At 72.4% G+C, this 17,326-nt stretch carries 17 protein-coding genes; 5 read left to right on the plus strand and 12 right to left on the minus strand.

What is annotated here, in order from left to right:
• Positions 1-55 precede the first annotated feature (55 nt).
• The 4 genes from ABS41_RS01595 to ABS41_RS01610 form a co-directional block, all read right to left on the minus strand.
• Positions 56-1,198, minus strand: a complete 1,143-nt coding sequence (locus ABS41_RS01595) for an RNA polymerase sigma factor (RefSeq protein ID WP_290589514.1) — start codon at positions 1,196-1,198, stop codon at positions 56-58.
• Between the two features lie 60 nt (positions 1,199-1,258).
• Complete coding sequence (locus ABS41_RS01600; RefSeq protein ID WP_290589517.1) at positions 1,259-1,654, minus strand: pathogenicity-like protein; 396 nt, start codon at positions 1,652-1,654, stop codon at positions 1,259-1,261.
• Positions 1,654-2,532 (minus strand): acyl-CoA thioesterase II, encoded by an 879-nt coding sequence (gene tesB, locus ABS41_RS01605; protein WP_290589520.1) that lies wholly within the window; start codon positions 2,530-2,532, stop codon positions 1,654-1,656. The genes ABS41_RS01600 and tesB overlap by 1 nt, the downstream gene beginning before the upstream one ends.
• An 864-nt stretch (positions 2,533-3,396) precedes the next feature.
• Positions 3,397-3,972 carry an N-acetylmuramoyl-L-alanine amidase gene (locus ABS41_RS01610; RefSeq protein WP_290589523.1) on the minus strand — a complete coding sequence of 192 codons (576 nt, stop codon included), beginning with the start codon at positions 3,970-3,972 and terminating at the stop codon, positions 3,397-3,399.
• 40 nt (positions 3,973-4,012) lie between these two features.
• On the opposite strand from ABS41_RS01610, the gene ABS41_RS01615 reads away from it, so the two are divergent.
• From ABS41_RS01615 to rlmKL, 3 genes are read left to right on the plus strand one after another with little or no spacing between them, the layout of a single operon-like run.
• The gene (locus tag ABS41_RS01615; RefSeq protein WP_290589527.1) at positions 4,013-4,519 is read left to right on the plus strand and encodes an MOSC domain-containing protein; all 507 of its coding nucleotides are present in this window, start codon (positions 4,013-4,015) and stop codon (positions 4,517-4,519) included.
• The gene (locus ABS41_RS01620) at positions 4,516-5,034 is read left to right on the plus strand and encodes an alpha/beta fold hydrolase (RefSeq protein WP_290589530.1); all 519 of its coding nucleotides are present in this window, start codon (positions 4,516-4,518) and stop codon (positions 5,032-5,034) included. The genes ABS41_RS01615 and ABS41_RS01620 overlap by 4 nt, the downstream gene beginning before the upstream one ends.
• A complete protein-coding gene (rlmKL, locus tag ABS41_RS01625) occupies positions 5,031-7,166 on the plus strand; it encodes a bifunctional 23S rRNA (guanine(2069)-N(7))-methyltransferase RlmK/23S rRNA (guanine(2445)-N(2))-methyltransferase RlmL (RefSeq protein WP_290589533.1) in 2,136 nt (711 codons plus the stop codon). The genes ABS41_RS01620 and rlmKL overlap by 4 nt, the downstream gene beginning before the upstream one ends.
• Positions 7,167-7,169: 3 nt before the next feature.
• On the opposite strand, the gene ABS41_RS01630 is transcribed toward rlmKL, so the two are convergent.
• A complete protein-coding gene (locus ABS41_RS01630; RefSeq protein ID WP_290589536.1) occupies positions 7,170-7,598 on the minus strand; it encodes a DUF6491 family protein in 429 nt (142 codons plus the stop codon).
• Between the two features lie 90 nt (positions 7,599-7,688).
• Between ABS41_RS01630 and ABS41_RS01635 the strand changes: the two genes are divergently transcribed.
• Positions 7,689-8,318: a methyltransferase domain-containing protein gene (locus ABS41_RS01635; protein WP_290589539.1), complete on the plus strand. Its 630-nt coding sequence runs from the start codon at positions 7,689-7,691 to the stop codon at positions 8,316-8,318.
• Between the two features lie 51 nt (positions 8,319-8,369).
• On the opposite strand, the gene ABS41_RS01640 is transcribed toward ABS41_RS01635, so the two are convergent.
• Together ABS41_RS01640 and ABS41_RS01645 are read right to left on the minus strand one after the other, a co-directional pair.
• Positions 8,370-9,506 (minus strand): polyamine ABC transporter substrate-binding protein, encoded by a 1,137-nt coding sequence (locus ABS41_RS01640; RefSeq protein WP_290589542.1) that lies wholly within the window; start codon positions 9,504-9,506, stop codon positions 8,370-8,372.
• Positions 9,507-9,587: 81 nt separating this feature from the next.
• Positions 9,588-10,157, minus strand: a complete 570-nt coding sequence (locus tag ABS41_RS01645; RefSeq protein ID WP_290589545.1) for a GNAT family N-acetyltransferase — start codon at positions 10,155-10,157, stop codon at positions 9,588-9,590.
• 225 nt (positions 10,158-10,382) lie between these two features.
• Here ABS41_RS01645 and ABS41_RS01650 point away from each other — a divergent pair, with 225 nt between their 5' ends.
• Complete coding sequence (locus tag ABS41_RS01650; protein WP_290589549.1) at positions 10,383-11,231, plus strand: pirin family protein; 849 nt, start codon at positions 10,383-10,385, stop codon at positions 11,229-11,231.
• A gap of 4 nt (positions 11,232-11,235) precedes the next feature.
• Here ABS41_RS01650 and ABS41_RS01655 read toward each other — a convergent pair whose 3' ends face one another.
• The 5 genes from ABS41_RS01655 to ABS41_RS01675 all read right to left on the minus strand — a co-directional run bounded on the left by ABS41_RS01655 (position 11,236) and on the right by ABS41_RS01675 (position 17,225).
• Positions 11,236-12,099 carry a pirin family protein gene (locus ABS41_RS01655; RefSeq protein ID WP_290589552.1) on the minus strand — a complete coding sequence of 288 codons (864 nt, stop codon included), beginning with the start codon at positions 12,097-12,099 and terminating at the stop codon, positions 11,236-11,238.
• A gap of 10 nt (positions 12,100-12,109) precedes the next feature.
• The gene (locus ABS41_RS01660) at positions 12,110-12,625 is read right to left on the minus strand and encodes a phosphoglycerate mutase family protein (RefSeq protein ID WP_290589555.1); all 516 of its coding nucleotides are present in this window, start codon (positions 12,623-12,625) and stop codon (positions 12,110-12,112) included.
• A 52-nt stretch (positions 12,626-12,677) separates the two neighbouring features.
• A complete protein-coding gene (mfd, locus tag ABS41_RS01665) occupies positions 12,678-16,142 on the minus strand; it encodes a transcription-repair coupling factor (protein ID WP_290589558.1) in 3,465 nt (1,154 codons plus the stop codon).
• Between the two features lie 39 nt (positions 16,143-16,181).
• Entirely contained in the window at positions 16,182-16,760 is a 579-nt protein-coding gene (locus ABS41_RS01670) for a GNAT family N-acetyltransferase (protein ID WP_290589561.1), read from the minus strand.
• Between the two features lie 66 nt (positions 16,761-16,826).
• Positions 16,827-17,225, minus strand: a complete 399-nt coding sequence (locus ABS41_RS01675; RefSeq protein ID WP_290589564.1) for a hypothetical protein — start codon at positions 17,223-17,225, stop codon at positions 16,827-16,829.
• Positions 17,226-17,326: the final 101 nt, after the last annotated feature.

Raw genomic sequence — 17,326 nt, forward strand, 5'->3', positions numbered from 1 at the left:
AAACCAAAGGCCCCGGCATCGCCGGGGCCTTTTTCTTGTGCACGCGATGCCTGCCTCAGCCCATGCGCCCGCTGAGCCAAAGCCCCACGAGCAGGCCCGCCATGCCCAGCACCGCGCCGATGACGGCACCGATGCGGCCATTGCGACGCTCGCGCGCCTGGCGCGCGGCCGCCCCGACCGGGTCGAGTTCGAGCTCGCGCGCGCGCCGCGGCGCCATCACCCGCGGCAGCCAGACCGTGCAAAGCACCAGGATGCCGACGATGAAGCCCGCCGACAGCGCGAAGTGCGGGATCCAGCCGGGCACCTTCGCCAGCAGCGTGATGCCGACGCTGAAGCCCACCACCAGCAGCGTGCCGGCGATGCCATAGGCCAGCAGGCCGCGGCGCTCGCGATCGTCGAAGGGCGCGCGCAGGTATTTCGCGATGCCGCCCCACAGCCCCATCAGGCCACCGACGATGCCAGCCGCCGCCGCGCCGAAGGCGCCCAGCCCCAGTTTTGCCAAGCCCTTGGCGCCGCCCAGCGCACCGGCCGCCAACGCCGTGGCCGCCGCCGCGGGCGGCGCCGCCGTGACCAGCAGGGCCGCCACCGCCGTGGTGAAGGCCACGCCGGGCGCCGTGCCCTTGGCGAAGCGGCCCAGGCGCTCGAGCAGCTCGCCGCGCACGCGCTCGCGGGCGCGCTGCAGGCGCTTGCGCACCGCCGCGTCCTGCAGGCCCAGCAGGCTGGCCACCTGGCGTGAGTTCTGGCCCTCGCGGTAGTAGAGCAGCAGCACCTCGCGGCTCTCCTCGGGCAGGCTGTCGATGACGCCGGCGGCGATGGCCTGCTCCTGCGCGTCGGACAGCTCCTCGCAGGGCGCCGGGTTCGGGTCGGCCACCTGGGCCAGCAGCGCTTCGACGTCTTCCGCCGTTTCCGCGCGGCGGCCACGGCCGCGCAGGTGGTCGCGCGCCAGGTTGCGGGTGATCTGCCGCAGCCAGGGCAGGAAGCTGTCGGGATTGCGCAGCTTGCGCAGGTTCTGCCAGGCCGAGAGGAAGGCCTCCTGGGCCACGTCCTCGCTGGCCGACACGTCGCGGGTGATCGCCAGCGCGATCGCGGTGACGGTGCCCTGGCAACCGGCGACGATGCGGCCGTAGGCCGCCTGGTCGCCGCGCGCGGCGGCGGGCAGGTGGGCGTGGATCAGGCTTTCGAGGACTTCGGTGCTCATGGCGCGCTCCGGGTGGGGTTCAAACCCCAGACGCACCCACCCGCCGGGGTGTGACCGGCCTCAGGCGAAAAACACCCGGAACAGCAGCAGGCCCGCGCCGGCCGCCACGGCGGCCAGCAGGGCCAGCCGGATCTTGGTGGCCCGGGCCATCGGGTCGTTGGCCTTGGGCTCGCGGAACTGCAGGGCCTCGGGCAGGTAGCTGGCGTCGCGCGTGGCCTCGAGCAGGCCAGCGTCGTGCAGGATCTGGCGGGCCTGCTTGAAGTCATCGGGCCTGAGCACCCACAGCGCCGGCTGCTGGCTCGGGTCGTGGTCCTTGGCGCTGTAGCTGAACTCGCGGCGGCTGCTGCCCTTCCAGCTGCGGCCCTGGGTGATCTTGGTCTCGATGCCAGCCTCGCCGAGCATGGCCTGCACGCGCTCGACGTTCTCGAGCCGCACGGAAGTGAATACCTGGCGCATCAGCGAGTCCCCCGCTCGGGCAGCACGCGGATCAGGCCTTCCTGCGCGGTGGACGCGACCAGCCGGCCGTCGCGTGAATAGATCTGCCCGCGCGCCAGGCCGCGCGCGCCCTGGGCGCTGGGGCTGTCGAGCGAGTAGAGCAGCCAGTCGTCGGCGCGGAAGGCGCGGTGGAACCACATGGCATGGTCGAGCGAGGCCATCTGCACGTTGGGCTGGTAGTAGCTGATGCCGTGCGGGAAGGTCGCCGTGCCCAGCAGGTGGAAGTCCGAGGCATAGGCCAGCAGCGCCTGGTGCAGCACGGGCGAGTCGCCCACTTCGCCGGTCAGGCGGAACCACACCTGCTGGAAGGGCGGGCGCTTGGGCGGCTTGACCTCGTCGCGCGGGTACACCGGGCGGATTTCGAACGGGCCCATGCGCGAGAGCCAGCGCTGCGCCTTGGGCGGCAGCTGGGCCAGCTGCTCGGCGGTGGGCGCGGGCACGGGCTCGATGTCCTCCGGCGGCGGCACGGAGGGCATGGGCAGCTGGTGCTCGTTGCCGGGCTCGTCTTCCTGGAAGGAGGCGGCCAGGACGAAGATGGGCTTGCCGTGCTGGATGGCGGTGACGCGGCGCACGGAGAAGCTGTTGCCGTCGCGGGTGCGGTCGACGTCGTAGACGATGGGCGCTTCGACGTCGCCGGCGCGCAGGAAATAGGCGTGCAGGGAATGCACGTGGCGGTCGCCGGCCAGGGTCTGCTGGCAGGCCGACAGGGCCTGGCCGAGCACCTGGCCACCGAACACGTACTTGGTGCCGATGTCGCGGCTCTGGCCACGGAACAGGTTGTCCTCGAGCCGCTCGAGGCGAAGCAGGTCCACCAGTTCGGCGGCGACGGAAGCAGTCATGGGGTCTCCGGGGTTGCCGTGCAATTATAGGTTGTCCGGGGCCCTTCAAGCTCGCCGGCCCTTGTTCAGACGCCGAGGTCGCCGCAGGCCTTGGCGCCGTCGCCACCGCGGAAGTGAAGGTCACTTCCTTCTCCGTGAGGCCTTTATGTCGAAGGAAGTGACCTTCACTTCCGCGGCGTCGCCGGTGCGTTTCGTCTTGGGTTCCCAACGGAAGGCCCGTGGCCGCGGGCTCCGATGCTTACGCGTGGGGATCAGGACCAAAGCCGCGCATCTTTCTCGCTGACCTCGTTTGGCTAAGCAGCGCAAGGCAAGTGGCTGCCGACGGCCCATCGGTACGCGTCCCTTCGGACGCGAGATGCAGGGGCCGGGCCAGCGTGGAAGGTGGCCAGTGTGGGAGTCCTATCCGCCCGGCGGCGGGTGTGGGGGCGAGGCGTGAAGCCCCGGTCCATTCTTTTCGGAAAAGCATGGACCGACCATCACCGCCCAGACCCTACACCCGCCGCCGGGCGGATAGGTCTATCAATCTGGCCGTCTTCCGGGCTCGCGATGGGGCCACCACCAGTGTCCGAAGGGAAACGTCGCGAAGGGCCGCAGCGGCATTCAGGCCGCGAACGGGTTAGCCGAACCAGATCGGCAGGAAAGATGGACCGCCTTGGTCCTGATCGCCACGCGCAAGCATCGAAGCGCGTGGCCGCGGGCCCTTCGTTGGGCGCCCGCGCCGCCACGCACCGGCGGCGCCGGGAAAGCGAGGGTCGATTCCTCCGACATAAAGGCTTCACGGAGGAGGAATCGACCCTCGCTTTCCCGGTGACGACGGCGCCATCAGGTGCCGGCCTCGATCCACGCAGCCCCTAACAGGCGCCGTCAGGGCCGGATGCGCTCGAGCGGCACGCTGGCCAGGACCTTGGACCAGGGGAAGCGCGGGCCCGGGTCGCGTTTGCGGAAGACCAGCTGGTGCAGGTTGTCGCTGGAGGGCACGCGGGTGGCGTCGAGGTCTTCGTGGCCGGCGATGAACTCCAGGGACGGGATCTCGCGCCTGAGGTAGGCCAGCAGCCACAGCAGGGACGCCACCTGCTCGTCCGTGTAGGGCTCTTCCATTTCCTGCCGGCGCGAATCGAGCCAGTCCGGATAGCGCCCGCGGTTGACCAGCTCGATGCCCACCGAGCGCTCGTTGTAGCTGCGCGTGTGGTGGGCCACCCGGTCGGGCTTCACGAACACGTGGATGCTGCCGTCGCGGTCGATGTAGTAGTGCCCGCTGTTGCCCGTGCCGCTGTCGTAGAGCTCGCGCTCGCCGTACTCGCGCGCCTTGGCCAGGTCGGGCAGCTCCGTGCAGTGGATCACCACCAGGTCGATCTGCGCGGTGGGGCGGGCCTCGAGGCGGTGCTCGTAGGGCAGCGGCCAGTCGTTGAGGACGGGCTCGGGCGGCAGGTCGGGGGTCATGCCTGCATGCTACCATCGCGACCGTTTCCGGAGCCCCCCCATGCCCCTGCCTGCCGACACCGCGCTTGGCGCCCTGATGGCCACGCTGCCGCGCCCCGGCGTCGTGCGCTGGATCGGCCTGCGCCCCGCCCGCGACCAGGCCATGCGTGAATGCGAGGCCGTCGAGGCCGTGGCCGGCAAGGGCCTGCTGGGCGACCGCTACGCCAGCGCCAGCGGCAAGCGCGGCATCACCCTGATCCAGGCCGAGCACCTGCCGGCCATCGCCGCGCTCGCCGGCCTCGACGCCGTCCCGCCGGCCACCCTGCGTCGCAACCTCGTCGTCGCCGGCCTGCCGCTGGTCGCGCTCAAGGGCCGGCGCTTCCGCATCGGCGAGGCCGAGTTCGAAGGCACCGCGCCCTGCGATCCCTGCTCGCGCATGGAGGCCGCGCTCGGTCCCGGCGGCTACAACGCGATGCGCGGCCACGGCGGCCTGTGCGCGCGCATCCTCAAGGGCGGCCGCATCGCCGTGGGCGACGCCGTCGTGCCGCTGCCGGACGAGGCCCCGTGAGCGGCCACGTCATCATCTCGCACGGCCTCGAGTCAGGCCCCGGCGCCACCAAGGCCACGGCCCTGGCCCGCGTCGCCGGCGAGCTCGGCTGGAGCCACGAGCGCCCCGATTACCGCGACCTCGATGCCATCGGCGTGCTGGGCGACGTGCCCGCGCGCATCGCCCGCCTGGCCGCACTGGCCCGCGCCGCCAGGGGCCGCCCGCTGGTGCTGGCGGGTTCGAGCATGGGTGCCTACGTGTCGGCGCATGTCTCGCGCGACGTGCCCGTGGCCGGCCTGTTCCTGATGGCGCCGCCGGTGGCCCTGGACGTCGAACCGCGCTACCTGCACGCCGCGATGGTGCCCACCCGCATCGTGCATGGCTGGGAGGACGAACTCATCCCGGCCCAGGACGTGGTGCGCTGGGCCCAGCGTCGCCAGGACCACCTGGTGCTGGTGCCCGACAGCCACCGCCTGGCCGCGCACGTCGAGTTCTGCGCCGAGGAGTTCGGCCGCTTCCTGCAGATGCTGGCATGAGTTTTTTCGCCGCCTGCGCCAAGGGCCTCGAATACCTGCTGGCCGACGAGCTGCAGGCACTGGGTGCGACCAAGGCCACGGCCGCATTGGCCGGCGCCCAGGCCGAGGGCGGCATGGACGCGGCCCTGCGCGCGGTGATGTTCTCGCGCCTGGCCAGCCGCGTGCTCTGGCCGCTGGCCGAGTTCCCCTGCGAAAACGAGCAGGACCTCTACCAGGGCGTGCACGCCGTCGACTGGAGCCAGCACCTCGCGCCCGAGGGCACGCTGGCCGTGGACGCCCACGTCTCTGGTCCGGCGCTCACCCACGAGCGCTACGCCGCGCAGCGCGTCAAGGACGCCATCGTCGACCGCATGCGCGCCGCCCACGGCGTGCGCCCCTCGGTGGACACCGAGGCGCCCGACCTGCGCCTGTCGCTGGTGGTGCGCAAGGGCAAGGCCCTGCTCGCCGTCGACCTCGGTGGTGGCCCGCTGCACCGCCGCGGCTGGCGCCAGTCGCAGGGCGAGGCGCCGCTGAAGGAAAACCTTGCCGCCGGCATGCTGCTGCGCGGCGGCTGGCCGAAGATCTACGCCGAAGGCGGCGCGCTGCTCGACCCGATGTGCGGCAGCGGCACGCTGCTGATCGAAGGCGCGCTGATGGCCGCCGACGAGGCGCCTGGCCTTCGCCGCCTGGCCGGCGCCGCGCCGACGCGCTGGAAGGGCTTCGATGCCGCGCTCTGGGCCACGGTGGAAGCCGAGGCGCGCGAGCGCGCCGAACGCGGTCGCGCCGCGTTGCGCCCGGTGTTTTTCGGCGCCGACCTCGATCCCAAGGCCCTGCAGGCGGCGGTGGCGAACGCCGACCGCGCCGGCGTGGCCGAGGTCATCCGGCTCGAGCGGGCCGACGTGGCCGCGCTCAAGGCGCCCGGCGCCGCCCGCGGACTGGTGGTCTGCAATCCGCCCTACGACGCCCGCCTGGCGGCCGACCCCGCGCTCTACCGCGCCCTGGGCGATGCGCTGCGCGCGGCCGTTCCGGACTGGCGCGCGGTGCTGCTGTGCGGCTCGGACGATCTCGCCCGCGCCACCGGCCTGCGCGCCGCCAAGCGTTATGCCTTCTTCAACGGCGCGCTCGAATGCAGCCTGGTGCTGTGCGACCCGGTGCAGCCGCCCGCGCGCGAGCCGCGCGAGGCCCGGCCGCTGGGCGAGGGCGCGCAGATGGTGGCCAACCGCCTGCGCAAGAACCTGCGCAACTCGAAATCCTGGCGCGCCCGCGAGGGCGTGACGTGTTTTCGCGCCTACGACGCCGACCTGCCCGAGTATTCCGCCGCCGTGGACGTGTACGAGGAGGACGGCGGCGCCGGCCGCCAGTTCGTGCACGTGCAGGAGTACGAGGCACCGGGCACGATTCCCGAGGCCGACACGCGGCGCCGCTTCGGCGAGCTGCTCGACGCCGTGCGCGAGGTCTTCGCGGTGCCGGCGGGGCAGGTGGCCATCAAGACCCGGGCCCGCGGCAAGGGCGGCAGCAAGTACGGGCGCATGGACCAGCGCGGCGAGTTCTTCGTCGTGCGCGAGGGCGCGGCGCGGCTGCAGGTGAACCTGTTCGACTACCTCGACACCGGCCTGTTCCTCGACCACCGCCCGCTGCGCCTGCGCATCGCCGGCGAGGCGCGCGGCAAGCGCTTCCTCAACCTGTTCTGCTACACCGGCGCGGCCAGCGTGCAGGCCGCGGTGGGCGGCGCCGCCAGCACCACCAGCGTGGACCTCTCGGGCACCTACCTCGAGTGGGCCGGGCGCAACCTCGCGCTCAACGGCGCCACCGGCCGCCAGCACCAGCTGGTGCAGGCCGACGCGGTGTCCTGGCTCGAGGCCGACCGCGGCCAGTACGACCTCGTTTTCTGCGACCCGCCGACGTTCTCGAACTCGGCGCGCGCCGCCGACTTCGACACCCAGCGCGACCACGTGCGCCTGCTGCGCGCGGCCGTGGCGCGGCTGGCGCCGGGCGGCCTGCTGCTGTTTTCGAACAATTACCGGCGCTTCCGCCTCGACGAGGCCGCCGTGGCTGCGTTCGCCGAAGCGCGCGAAATCAGCCGCGACACCATCGCGGCCGACTTCGCCCGCAACCCGCGCATCCACCGCTGCTGGGAATTGCGGGCGCGCTGAGCCTCAGAAGCCGGCGCCGGCGCGGATCTCGCCGCGCGCGCGGCTGTTGCCGCGCAGCTGCTCGTAGGTTTGGTTGTCGAGCACCTGCGCCGAGCGGATGCGGCAGCGCTCGCGCCCGACCAGCACGTGGTCGCCGGCACGGCCGCAGACGCGGTTGCTGACGAAATCGCCGCGTAGCTCCAGCGTGACCGAATTGCCCAGCGAAATGCAGTTTTCGTAGAGCTCGATGCGGTACTTGCGGCGGCCGCCGTCGACGAGCAGCGTGAAGCCGTCGATCGCATCCCAGCTGCGCGCCTGGGCCGGGTCGAGGCATTCGGCGGGCTGCAGGATGACCGGCGCGGCCTGGGCCTGGCGCGGGGCGCCTTCACGCGTGGCGCAGCCAGCCATCACGGCCGCGGCCAGGGACAGGGCGAGGAGGGGGGCATGACGCATGGCAGGTTCCCTGGGGGTGGGGGTGGGCGCAGTCTTTGCCGGTCGCGCTTAACCGGTACGAAATGTTACCGGGCGCAGTATGCTCAAGCCATGGATCGCAGCCCCCCGTCCGCCCTTGCCCACACCTGGACCTTCTTCCGCCAATGGCTGAAGAACCCGCTGGGCGTGGCGGCCATCTCGCCCTCGAGCCAGCAGCTGGCGCGGCAGATGATGTCCGAACTGCCGCGCGGCGCCCGCCGCGTGATCGAGCTCGGCGGCGGCACCGGCGTCTTCACGCGCGCGCTGCTCGGCCATGGCATCGCGCCCCAGGACCTGCTGGTGCTCGAACTCAACGAAGAGCTGCACCAGCACCTGCAGCGGCATTTCCCGCAGGTGCACGTGGCCTGCGCCGACGCCCGCGACCTGGCCGACGTGGCCCGCCGCCACGGCTTCGACGAACAGTCGCCGGCCGACGCGGTGGTTTCGGGACTGGGCCTGCTGTCGATGCCACGCCCGACCCAGCAGGCCATCCTCACCGCCGCCTTCGACTGCCTGCAGCCGCAGGGCCGTTTCGTGCAGTTCACCTACGGCCCGGCCAACCCGGTGAACAAGGAAGTGCTCGAGGCGCTCGACCTGGTCGCGCGCCGCGGCAGCTTCACCTGGTGGAACGTGCCGCCGGCGACGGTGTACGTGTACTCGCGCCGCGTTTCGCGCGCCATCCGCCCGCGATCGATGCGCTGAAGACAAAACGGCGCGCCCGGGGGCGCGCCGCTTCGCGAAACCGACCACCGCTTACTGGCCGGTCTTGATACTCGTCCAGGCCCGCACGCGCTCGCGGGTGGTTTCCTGCGGCAGGGTCACCGGGTCGACCAGCTTGTCCATCACCTCGGCCGACGGATAGACGCCCGGATCGCCGGCGATCTCCGGGTCCACCAGCGGCAGCGCCGCCGTGTTCGGGCTGGCGTAGGAGACGTAGCCGACGATGCCGGCCGCGACCTCGGGCTTGAGCAGGTAGTTGATGAAGGCGTGGGCGTTGGCCGCGTGCGGCGCATCGGCCGGGATGGCCATCAGGTCCACCCAGCGCACCGCGCCCTCGACCGGGATGATGTACTCGATCTCGATGCCGTTTTCGGCCTCGACGGCGGCGTCGCGGGCCTGGAACACGTCGCCCGAATAGCCCATGGCCACGCAGATGTCGCCGTTGGCCAGGTCGTCGATGTAGCGCGAGGAGTGGAAGTAGCGGATGTGCGGACGGATGGCCCGGAAGGCCTCGGTGACCACCTGGGTCTCGTCGCCGGTGAGGGCGTTGGCGTCGCGGCCCTTCCAGATCAGGGCGGCGGCGAAGGTCTCCTGCTCGTCGTCGAGCACGGCGATGCCGCAGCTGGCGAGCTTGGCGGCGTTGGCCGGGTCGAACAGCAGCGACCACGAGTCGAGCGGCGCGTCCTCGCCCAGCGCGGCCTTCACCTTGGCCACGTTGATGCCCAGGCCCGTGGTGCCCCACATGTAGGGCACCGCGTGCTGGTTGCCCGGGTCCACGTCCTGCAGGCCCTCGAGCACGTCGGCGTCGAGGTTGGCGAGGTTCGGCAGCTGGGCCTTGTCCAGCGGCGCATAGATGCCGGCCTGGATGTGGCGCTGCGCGAACGGGCGGGCCGAGGGGAAGACCACGTCGTAGCCCGAGGCGCCGGCCATGAGCTTGGCCTCGAGCATCTCGTTGGCGTCGTAGGTGTCGTAGACCACGCGGATGCCGGTCTCGGCCTCGAAGTTGGCCAGGGTGTCCTCGGCCACGTAGTCGGACCAGTTGTAGACGTAGACCACCTGGTTGCCGGCGGCGGCCGGGGCCGCGTCGGCGGTGGCGTCAGGGGCGGCTTCCTGGCGACCGCAGGCGGCCAGCAGCAGGGCGGAAGCGATCAGGCTGTAGCGCAGGATCATGCTCGGCTCCGGGGTAAGGGGGCCTGACATGGTCGGCGCGGTGGCCGGGGCTGTCAAACGCGGCTCCGGGGCCGCGCAGACTCATGCGGACGCGGCGCGGTCGCTGGCGAGCAGGCCCATCAGCACGCTGTCCTGCAGCTCGCCGGCCACCTGCCAGCGCTGGCGCAGGTAGCCCTCGCGGCGGAAGCCCAGGGCCTCGAGCGTGCGCAGCGAGCCCTGGTTGCGCGGGTCCACGTCGGCCTCGAGCCGGCGCAGCCCCATCGGGCCGAAGGCGTGGTCGAGCAGCACGGTCAGCGCCTCGAGCGCATAGCGCCGGCCCCAATGCTCGCGGGCCAGGGCGAAGCCGAGTTCGGCGCGGCCCTGGCCGTGGTCGATGGCGTAGAGGGTGGTGGTGCCGATCAGCTGGTCGTCGCCGCGCAGGGCGATGCCCCACTGGAACAGGTCGCCGCGCTCGAAACCGCGGTGGATGGCCTCGAGGTAGATCTCGGCCTCGTCGCGATGCGGCCAGGCGGTGTGGCTCCAATAGCGCATCACGTCCGGGTCGGAGAACACGGCGTAAAGGCTCTCGAGGTCCCTGGCCTCGATCCAGCGCAGCTGCAGGCGCGGGGCGAGCAGGGTGGGGAGCCGGTCCGGGGCCGGCGGGACGGGCACGGGGCCGGGGCGGCGGCGGGCTGGGGGCATGTCGCGCAGGGCCATCTCGGGGGGAAGTGGTCTGGAGTCGAATGTTAGAACGCATGACACGGTCATTTCCGGCCTTCACGCGTGCGCCCGGCGGCCCGCAACCCAGCGTTGCGCGCCGCCGGGCTCGCAAGCGCGGGGGCCCGGCCGCATAGTTCCGGGCATGGCCACCAAAGGCCGGCAAACCGGAGGAACCCCATGAGCACCGCCATCCGCCCCGTCCTGCGCACCCTGCGCGGCATGCCGGCGTCCGACGGCGCGGGCGTGAAGCTCACCCGCATCATCGGCACCCCGCAGCTGCCCGACCTCGATCCCTTCCTGATGCTCGACGAGTTCGGCACCGACCGCCCCGAGGACTACCTGGCCGGCTTCCCCGACCACCCGCACCGCGGCTTCGAGACCGTCACCTACATGCTCGACGGCCGCATGCGCCACAAGGACAACAAGGGTAACGAGGGCGTGCTCGTGCCCGGCGCGGTGCAGTGGATGACCGCCGGCCGCGGCATCGTGCACTCGGAGATGCCCGAGCAGGAGGAGGGCCGCATGCGCGGCTTCCAGCTGTGGGTGAACCTGCCGGCGCGCGAGAAGATGACCGCGCCGAAGTACCAGGAGTACGGCCCCGAGGTCTTCCCCGAGGTGGACGCCGCCCCCGGCGTGCGTGCCAAGGTGATCGCCGGCGAAGTGGCCGGCGTGCGCGGCCCGATCGTGCAGCCGGCCACCGAGCCCACCTACCTCGACCTGCGCCTGGGCGCGGGCGACCGTTACGTGCACGCGCTGCCCGAGGGCCACAGCGCCTTCGCCTACGTCTACGAGGGCAGCGCACGCCTGGGCGAGGGCCCGGATGCGGCCACGGTGCAGGCGCACGAACTGGCGGTGCTGGGCGCCGGCGGCGCGGTGGCGCTGGAGGGCCGGGAGGCCGATACGCGCCTGATCCTGGTCGCCGGCAAGCCGCTGCGCGAGCCGGTGGCGCGCTACGGCCCGTTCGTGATGAACACCCAGGACGAGTTGCGCCAGGCCTTCTACGACTTCCAGGCCGGTCGCTTCTGAGCCCTCAGCGGGCGGGCAGCGGGATGCGCTCGTGCTCGCCCGCCACCTGGCCCATGCGGTCGGCTTCCCAGTCGGCCTTGGCCTGCTCGATGCGCTCGCGCGAGCTGGACACGAAGTTCCACCACACGTGCCGGCGGCCATCGAGCGGCTCGCCGCCGAGCAGCATCACCGTGGCGTCGCAGCCGGCGCGCAGCAGCGGCTCGCTGCCCGGCTCGAGCACCACCAGCCGGCCCGGCGCCAGCGGCTCGCCATCGAGCGTGAGCTCGCCCTCGACCGGGTAGAGCGCGCGCTCGGCGTGCTCGGCCGGGATCACCAGCGAGGCCTCGCCCTGCAGCTCGATCGATACGTACAAGGTGCGCGCCAGCACCTTCACCGGCGAGGTCTCGCCGAAGGCGTCGCCGGCGACGATGCGCAGGCGCGCGCCCGGCAGTTCCACCACCGGCAGCGTGGCGGCCGGGTGGTGGGCGAAGTCGGGCGAGGTTTCCTCGTGCTCGCGCGGCAGCGCCACCCAGGTCTGCAGGCCGTGCATGCGGTGCGGCTTGCCCAGCAGGTGCCCGGGCGTGCGCTCGGAGTGCACGATGCCGCGGCCGGCGGTCATCCAGTTCACGTCGCCGGGCCGGATCTCCTGCGCGAAGCCGAGGCTGTCGCGATGCATGATCGCGCCCTCCCACAGGAAGGTGACCGTGGCCAGGCCGATGTGCGGGTGCGGGCGCACCGCCAGCGGATGTTCGGCCGGCACCTCGGACGGGCCGATGTGGTCCAGGAATACGAAGGGCCCCACGCTGCGGCACTGCGCGTGCGGCAGCAGCCGGCGCACGGTGAAGCCGCCGCCCAGGTCGTGTTCGCGTCCTTCGATGGTCAGGGGCATGTCGGCCTCCTCAGTAGCGGCTGGTGATGACGCGGGCGGCGCCGTCGGCGTCGAGCAGCACCACGGTGTAGCGGTCGTACTCGGTTTCCGGCATCGGCATCGCGGGTTTGCCCGAGAGCGCCTCGACGATGCCCGGCACGGTGTTGCTGTGGCCGACCACGAGCGCGGTGCTGCCGGGGGGCAGGGCGCGCAATTCGCGCGCCAGGTCGCCGGCATGGGTTGCGGCATTGGCGGCATCGACCGGCCGCAGCGTCACCGGGATGCCGGCCGCGCTCGCCGCGGGTTCCGCGGTCTGGCGCGTTCGCCGGTACTGGGTGGCGATGGCCAGGTCCAGGCGCGCTCCGGCCAGGGTTTCGGCCAGGGCCTGCGCGCGGACTTCGCCGCTGCCGGCGAGCGAAGGATCGACCTTGTCGTCGTCGTCCTTCTCGGCGTGGCGCACCACCACCACCACGATGCCGTCGTGGGCGTGGGCGGGCAGGGCGGTGGCGAGGCAGGCGATGAGCATCAGCAGGCGCAGCAGGGTCATGGCGGGGCATCCGCGTCACGGGACCCCAGCATACCGCCGCCGCGCCGCCGGCTCAGCCCCGCGCCAGCAGCGCCAGCAGGCCGCGCGCGGTGCGCAGGCGCGAAGCGGCGTCGGGCAGTTCGAGCTTCAGGCGCAGCTTGTCGGGCCCGTCCATGGAATAGACCTTGGGCTGGGACTGGATGAGGCGGATCACCGACATCGGGTCGATGCTCGGCTGCGGCACGAACTGGCAGCGGCCGCCGTTCGGGCCCAGCTCGAGCTTGCGGATGCCCAGCGGCGTGGCCTCGAGCTTGAGCTCGGCCACGGCGAAGAGCTGCTTGGCCGGCTCGGGCAGCAGGCCGAAGCGGTCCACCATCTCCACCTGCAGTTCCTTCAGCGCCTCGGCGCTGCGGGCCGAGGCCACGCGCTTGTAGAGCGTCAGGCGCGCGTGCACGTCGGGCAGGTAGTCCTCGGGGATGAGCGCCGGCACGTTGAGCTCGACCTCGGCACCGTGGCGCGTGGCCGGGTCGAAGTCGGGGATCTTGCCGGACTTGATCGACTTGACCGCGCGTTCGAGCAGCTCTGTGTAGAGGCTGAAGCCGATCTCGGCCATCTGGCCGCTCTGGTCCTCGCCCAGCAGCTCGCCGGCGCCGCGGATCTCCAGGTCGTGCGTGGCCAGGGTGAAGCCCGCGCCCAGCTCCTCGAGCGAGGCCAGGGCTTCGAGCCTCTTGGCGGCGTCGGAAGTGAGCGTCTTGCGGTCGGGCACCACCAGGTAGGCGTAGGCGCGGTGGTGGCTGCGGCCGACGCGGCCGCGCAGCTGGTGCAGCTGGGCCAGGCCGAAGCGGTCGGCGCGGTGGATGATGATGGTGTTGGCGCTCGGGATGTCGATGCCCGACTCGATGATGGTGGTGCACACCAGCACGTTGAAGCGCTGGCGGTGGAAGTCGAGCATCACCTGCTCGAGTTCGCGCTCGGGCATCTGGCCGTGGGCGATGCGGATGCGCGCGGCCGGCACCAGCTCGGCCAGCTCGCGCGCGGTCTTTTCGATGGTGTCGACTTCGTTGTGCAGGAAGTACACCTGGCCGCCGCGGGCCAGCTCGCGCTGGAAGGCCTCGCGCAGCAGGGCCGGGTCCCAGGGCGTCACCACCGTCTGCACCGCCAGGCGGTGCGTCGGCGGCGTGGCGATGATGCTCAGCTCGCGCAGGCCGCTCATGGCCATGTTGAGCGTGCGCGGGATGGGCGTGGCGGTGAGCGTGAGCAGGTGCACCTCGGCGCGCAGCGCCTTCAGGGCCTCCTTCTGGCGCACGCCGAAGCGCTGCTCCTCGTCCACGATCACCAGGCCCAGGTCCTTGAACTTCACGTCCGGCTGCAGCAGGCGGTGGGTGCCGACGATGACGTCGATCTTGCCCTCGGCCAGCTGCGCCAGCGCCGCCTTGATCTCCTTGGGCGACTTGAAGCGGCTGAGCACTTCGACCCGGATCGGCCAGTCGGCGTAGCGGTCGCGGAAATTGCGGTAGTGCTGCTCGGCCAGCAGCGTGGTCGGCACCAGCACCGCCACCTGCTTGCCGGCGGTGGCGGCGACGAAGGCGGCGCGCACGGCGACCTCGGTCTTGCCGAAGCCGACGTCGCCGCAGACCACGCGGTCCATCGGCTGGGACTGGCCGATGTCGGCGATGACGGCGTTGATGGCCGCCAGCTGATCCGGCGTCTCCTCGAACGGGAACGTCGCGGCGAACGGCTCGTACATGGCGCGGTCCAGCGGCAGCGCCAGGCCCTGGCGGGCGTGGCGCCGGGCCTGGATCTCGAGCAGCTCGGCGGCCACGTCGCGCACCTTCTCGGCGGCCTTGCGCTTGGCCTTCTCCCAGGCCTCGCCGCCCAGCGAGTGCAGCGGCGCGTGCTCGGGCGAGGCGCCCGAGTAGCGGCTCACCAGCTGCAGCTGCGACACCGGCACGTAGAGCTTGTCGCCCTTGGCGTATTCGATCTGCAGGAACTCGCCGCGGATGCCGCCGCTGTCGAGCGCCACCAGGCCCTGGTAGCGGCCGACGCCGTGGTCCTCGTGCACGATGGGCGCGCCGATGGCGATCTCGCTCAGGTCGCGCAGCACCGTTTCCGGGTCGCGCACGGCCTTGCGCCGGCGGCGCGACTGCTCGGCGCGCTCGGGGAAGAGCTGGCGCTCGGTGAGCACGGCCAGCGCCGGCTCGCCCAGCGCGAAGCCGTCCTCGAGCGCGGCCACGGTGATGGCGAAGCGCGCGTCGCCGGCCAGGAAGGCCTGCCAGTCCGGCAGCACCGCCGGCCGCAGTTCGGCACCGGCCAGCAGCTCGAGCAGGGCCTCGCGGCGTCCGGCGGAATCGGCGGCCAGCAGCACGCGGCCCGGGTAGGCGCGCAGGAAGCCGTGCAGCGCGCTGCCCGGCTCGCCGCCCTTCTGGCTCCAGGGCAGGCTGGGCGCCGGCTGCTCGGGCAGGGCCGTGGCCTTGTCGGCCTGCGGGTGCTCGCGGCCCAGGAGTTCGACGCGCTCGGCGCGATTGAAGCGCGCGCGCAGCTCCTCCGGCGGCAGGTACAGCTCGGCCGGCGGCAGGATCGGCCGCTCCAGGTCGTGCCGGCGCTGCTCCCAGCGCTCGCCGGTCTGCGCCCAGAACGCCTCCGCGGCCTCGGCCACGCCATCGGCCAGCACCAGCAGGGTTTCGCCCGAAAGGTGCTCGAAGAGGCTGGCGGTGTGCTCGAAGAACAGCGGCAGGTAGTACTCGATGCCGGCCGGCGTGCCGCCCTGCTTGAGGTCCTGGTAGAGCGGGCAGCGGCGCGGGTCGAAGTCGAAGCGCTCGCTCAGGCGCTCGCGCACGCGCTTCGTGCTCGCGTCGTCGAGCGGGAACTCGCGGGCCGGCAGCAGGCGGATGCTGTCGACCGGGTGGTCGGAGCGCTGGGTCTCGGGGTCGAAGCTGCGCAGCGAATCGATCTCGTCGTCGAACAGCTCGATGCGGTAGGGCCGGTCGGCGCCCATCGGGTAGAGGTCGAGCAGGGCGCCGCGCACGGCGAAGTCGCCCGGGTCGAGCACCTGCGGCACGTTGCGGTAGCCGGCGGCCTCGAGCCGGCGCTTTTCGGCGTCGAGGTCCAGGCGCTGGCCCTTGCGCAGGTCGAGCGTATTGCCGGCGATCCACTCCGGCGGCGGCAGCCGCTGCATCAGCGAGGCCACCGGCACCACCAGCACGCCCTTGCGCGCCGTCGGCAGGCGATACAGCGCGGCCACGCGCTGGCTGATGATGTCCGGGTGCGGGCTGAACAGGTCGTAGGGCAGGGTCTCCCAGTCGGCGAAGTGCAGCACCGGCAGGGCCGCGTCGCCCTCGCCGGCGAACACGCGCAGGTCGTGCTCGAGGGCCTGGGCGGCGTGGCTGTCGCGGGTGACGGCCAGCACGAGGCCGTCGTGTCGGCGGGCGGTTTCGGCCAGGGCGAGGGCGGTCAGGCTGGCGCTGGCGGGGGCGCGCCAGGCGGCGCGCTTCTGGCCCGCACGGGGTCGGGGCGCGCTGGGGAGCTGGGGGTCTTTCATGAGGCCGCGGAGTTTACCGCAGCCGGCGTGGTCGCCGTTTCACGCCCGCCGGCCGGGGCCGGGCGGCGGCCCCAGGTCCAGCGTCACCCGCACCTGGCCGCCGGAGCCGGGGATGTGCTCGCGGCGAAAACCGATCGCCTGCGAGAGCGCGATCATCGAGGCGTTGTCCTCGAGCACGTCGCCCCAAAGCCGCTCGATGCCGTGGGCCTGGGCCCACTCCACCAGGCGCTGCATCATGGCCTTGCCCAGGCCCTGGCCGGCCAGGAAATGCGAGACGAGGATGGCGAACTCGGCGCTGTCGCCTTCGGGGTCGCGGTCCAGCCGCGCAACGGCGCCCACCAGGGCCTCGCCCGGCGGCAGCGGCTCGGCCGCCACCACCACGAAGTCGCGGCCCGGCGCCGGATTCACCAGCTGGCCCAGGTAGGCCTCCGACAGCGCCTTGACCGGGTGCAGGTAGCGCCGGCGCACCTCGTCTTCGTTGAGCAGCTGGAAGGCGCCGGCCATCGGCCCGGCGTCGGCGGGGTGCACGGGTCGCAGCCAGAGCGTGCGGCCGTCGGGAAGGCGCAGCGCTTCGGTGCGCTCGGGGTCCGGGCTCTTGCGGCGGCGGGAACGGTTCACGGCGGGCAGTGTCGGCCAGTCGTGTTGCAATCGTGCTCTAAACGCCGGCTGCGGCGTTCAGCGCGCTCAAGTCGCCTCGCCGCTGAACTGGGCGAAGGTGACCACGTGGCCGCCGGGCTCGCGGTAGCCGACCTCGGTGGCGCCGTAGAAGGTGGTGCGGCGCGGGAAGGCCAGGGGCTGGCCGCCCAGCGCCCGCTCGATGGCGTCGATGTCGTCGACTTCGATGAACAGGAAGGTCTTGCCGACTGCGGCTTCCCCGGCGATCGCCGGCACGTCGTCGGCGATCGAAGCGTGGCTCTGCAGCATGAGCTCGAGGCCCTGCCCGGCGAGGATGACGAAGCCCAGCGCGTCGCCGTGCGGCACCTCCACCGTGCGGGCCAGGCCCACGGCCTCCCAGAAAGGCAGCGAGGCTTCGACGGACGCCACCGGCAGGACGGCGGTGATCTTCTTCAGGCTCGGCTTCATGGCAAGGCTCCGGGGGGCGTGCGCCGATGATAGGCCCGGCGGCAGCGGGTTGGCGACGCGGGCGCGGGCAGGGGCACAATGGCCGCGAACGAGCAGGAGCG

The organism is Arenimonas sp. SCN 70-307, assembly GCF_001724815.1.
In the GTDB taxonomy this organism is placed as follows: Bacteria; Pseudomonadota; Gammaproteobacteria; order Xanthomonadales; family Xanthomonadaceae; genus Arenimonas.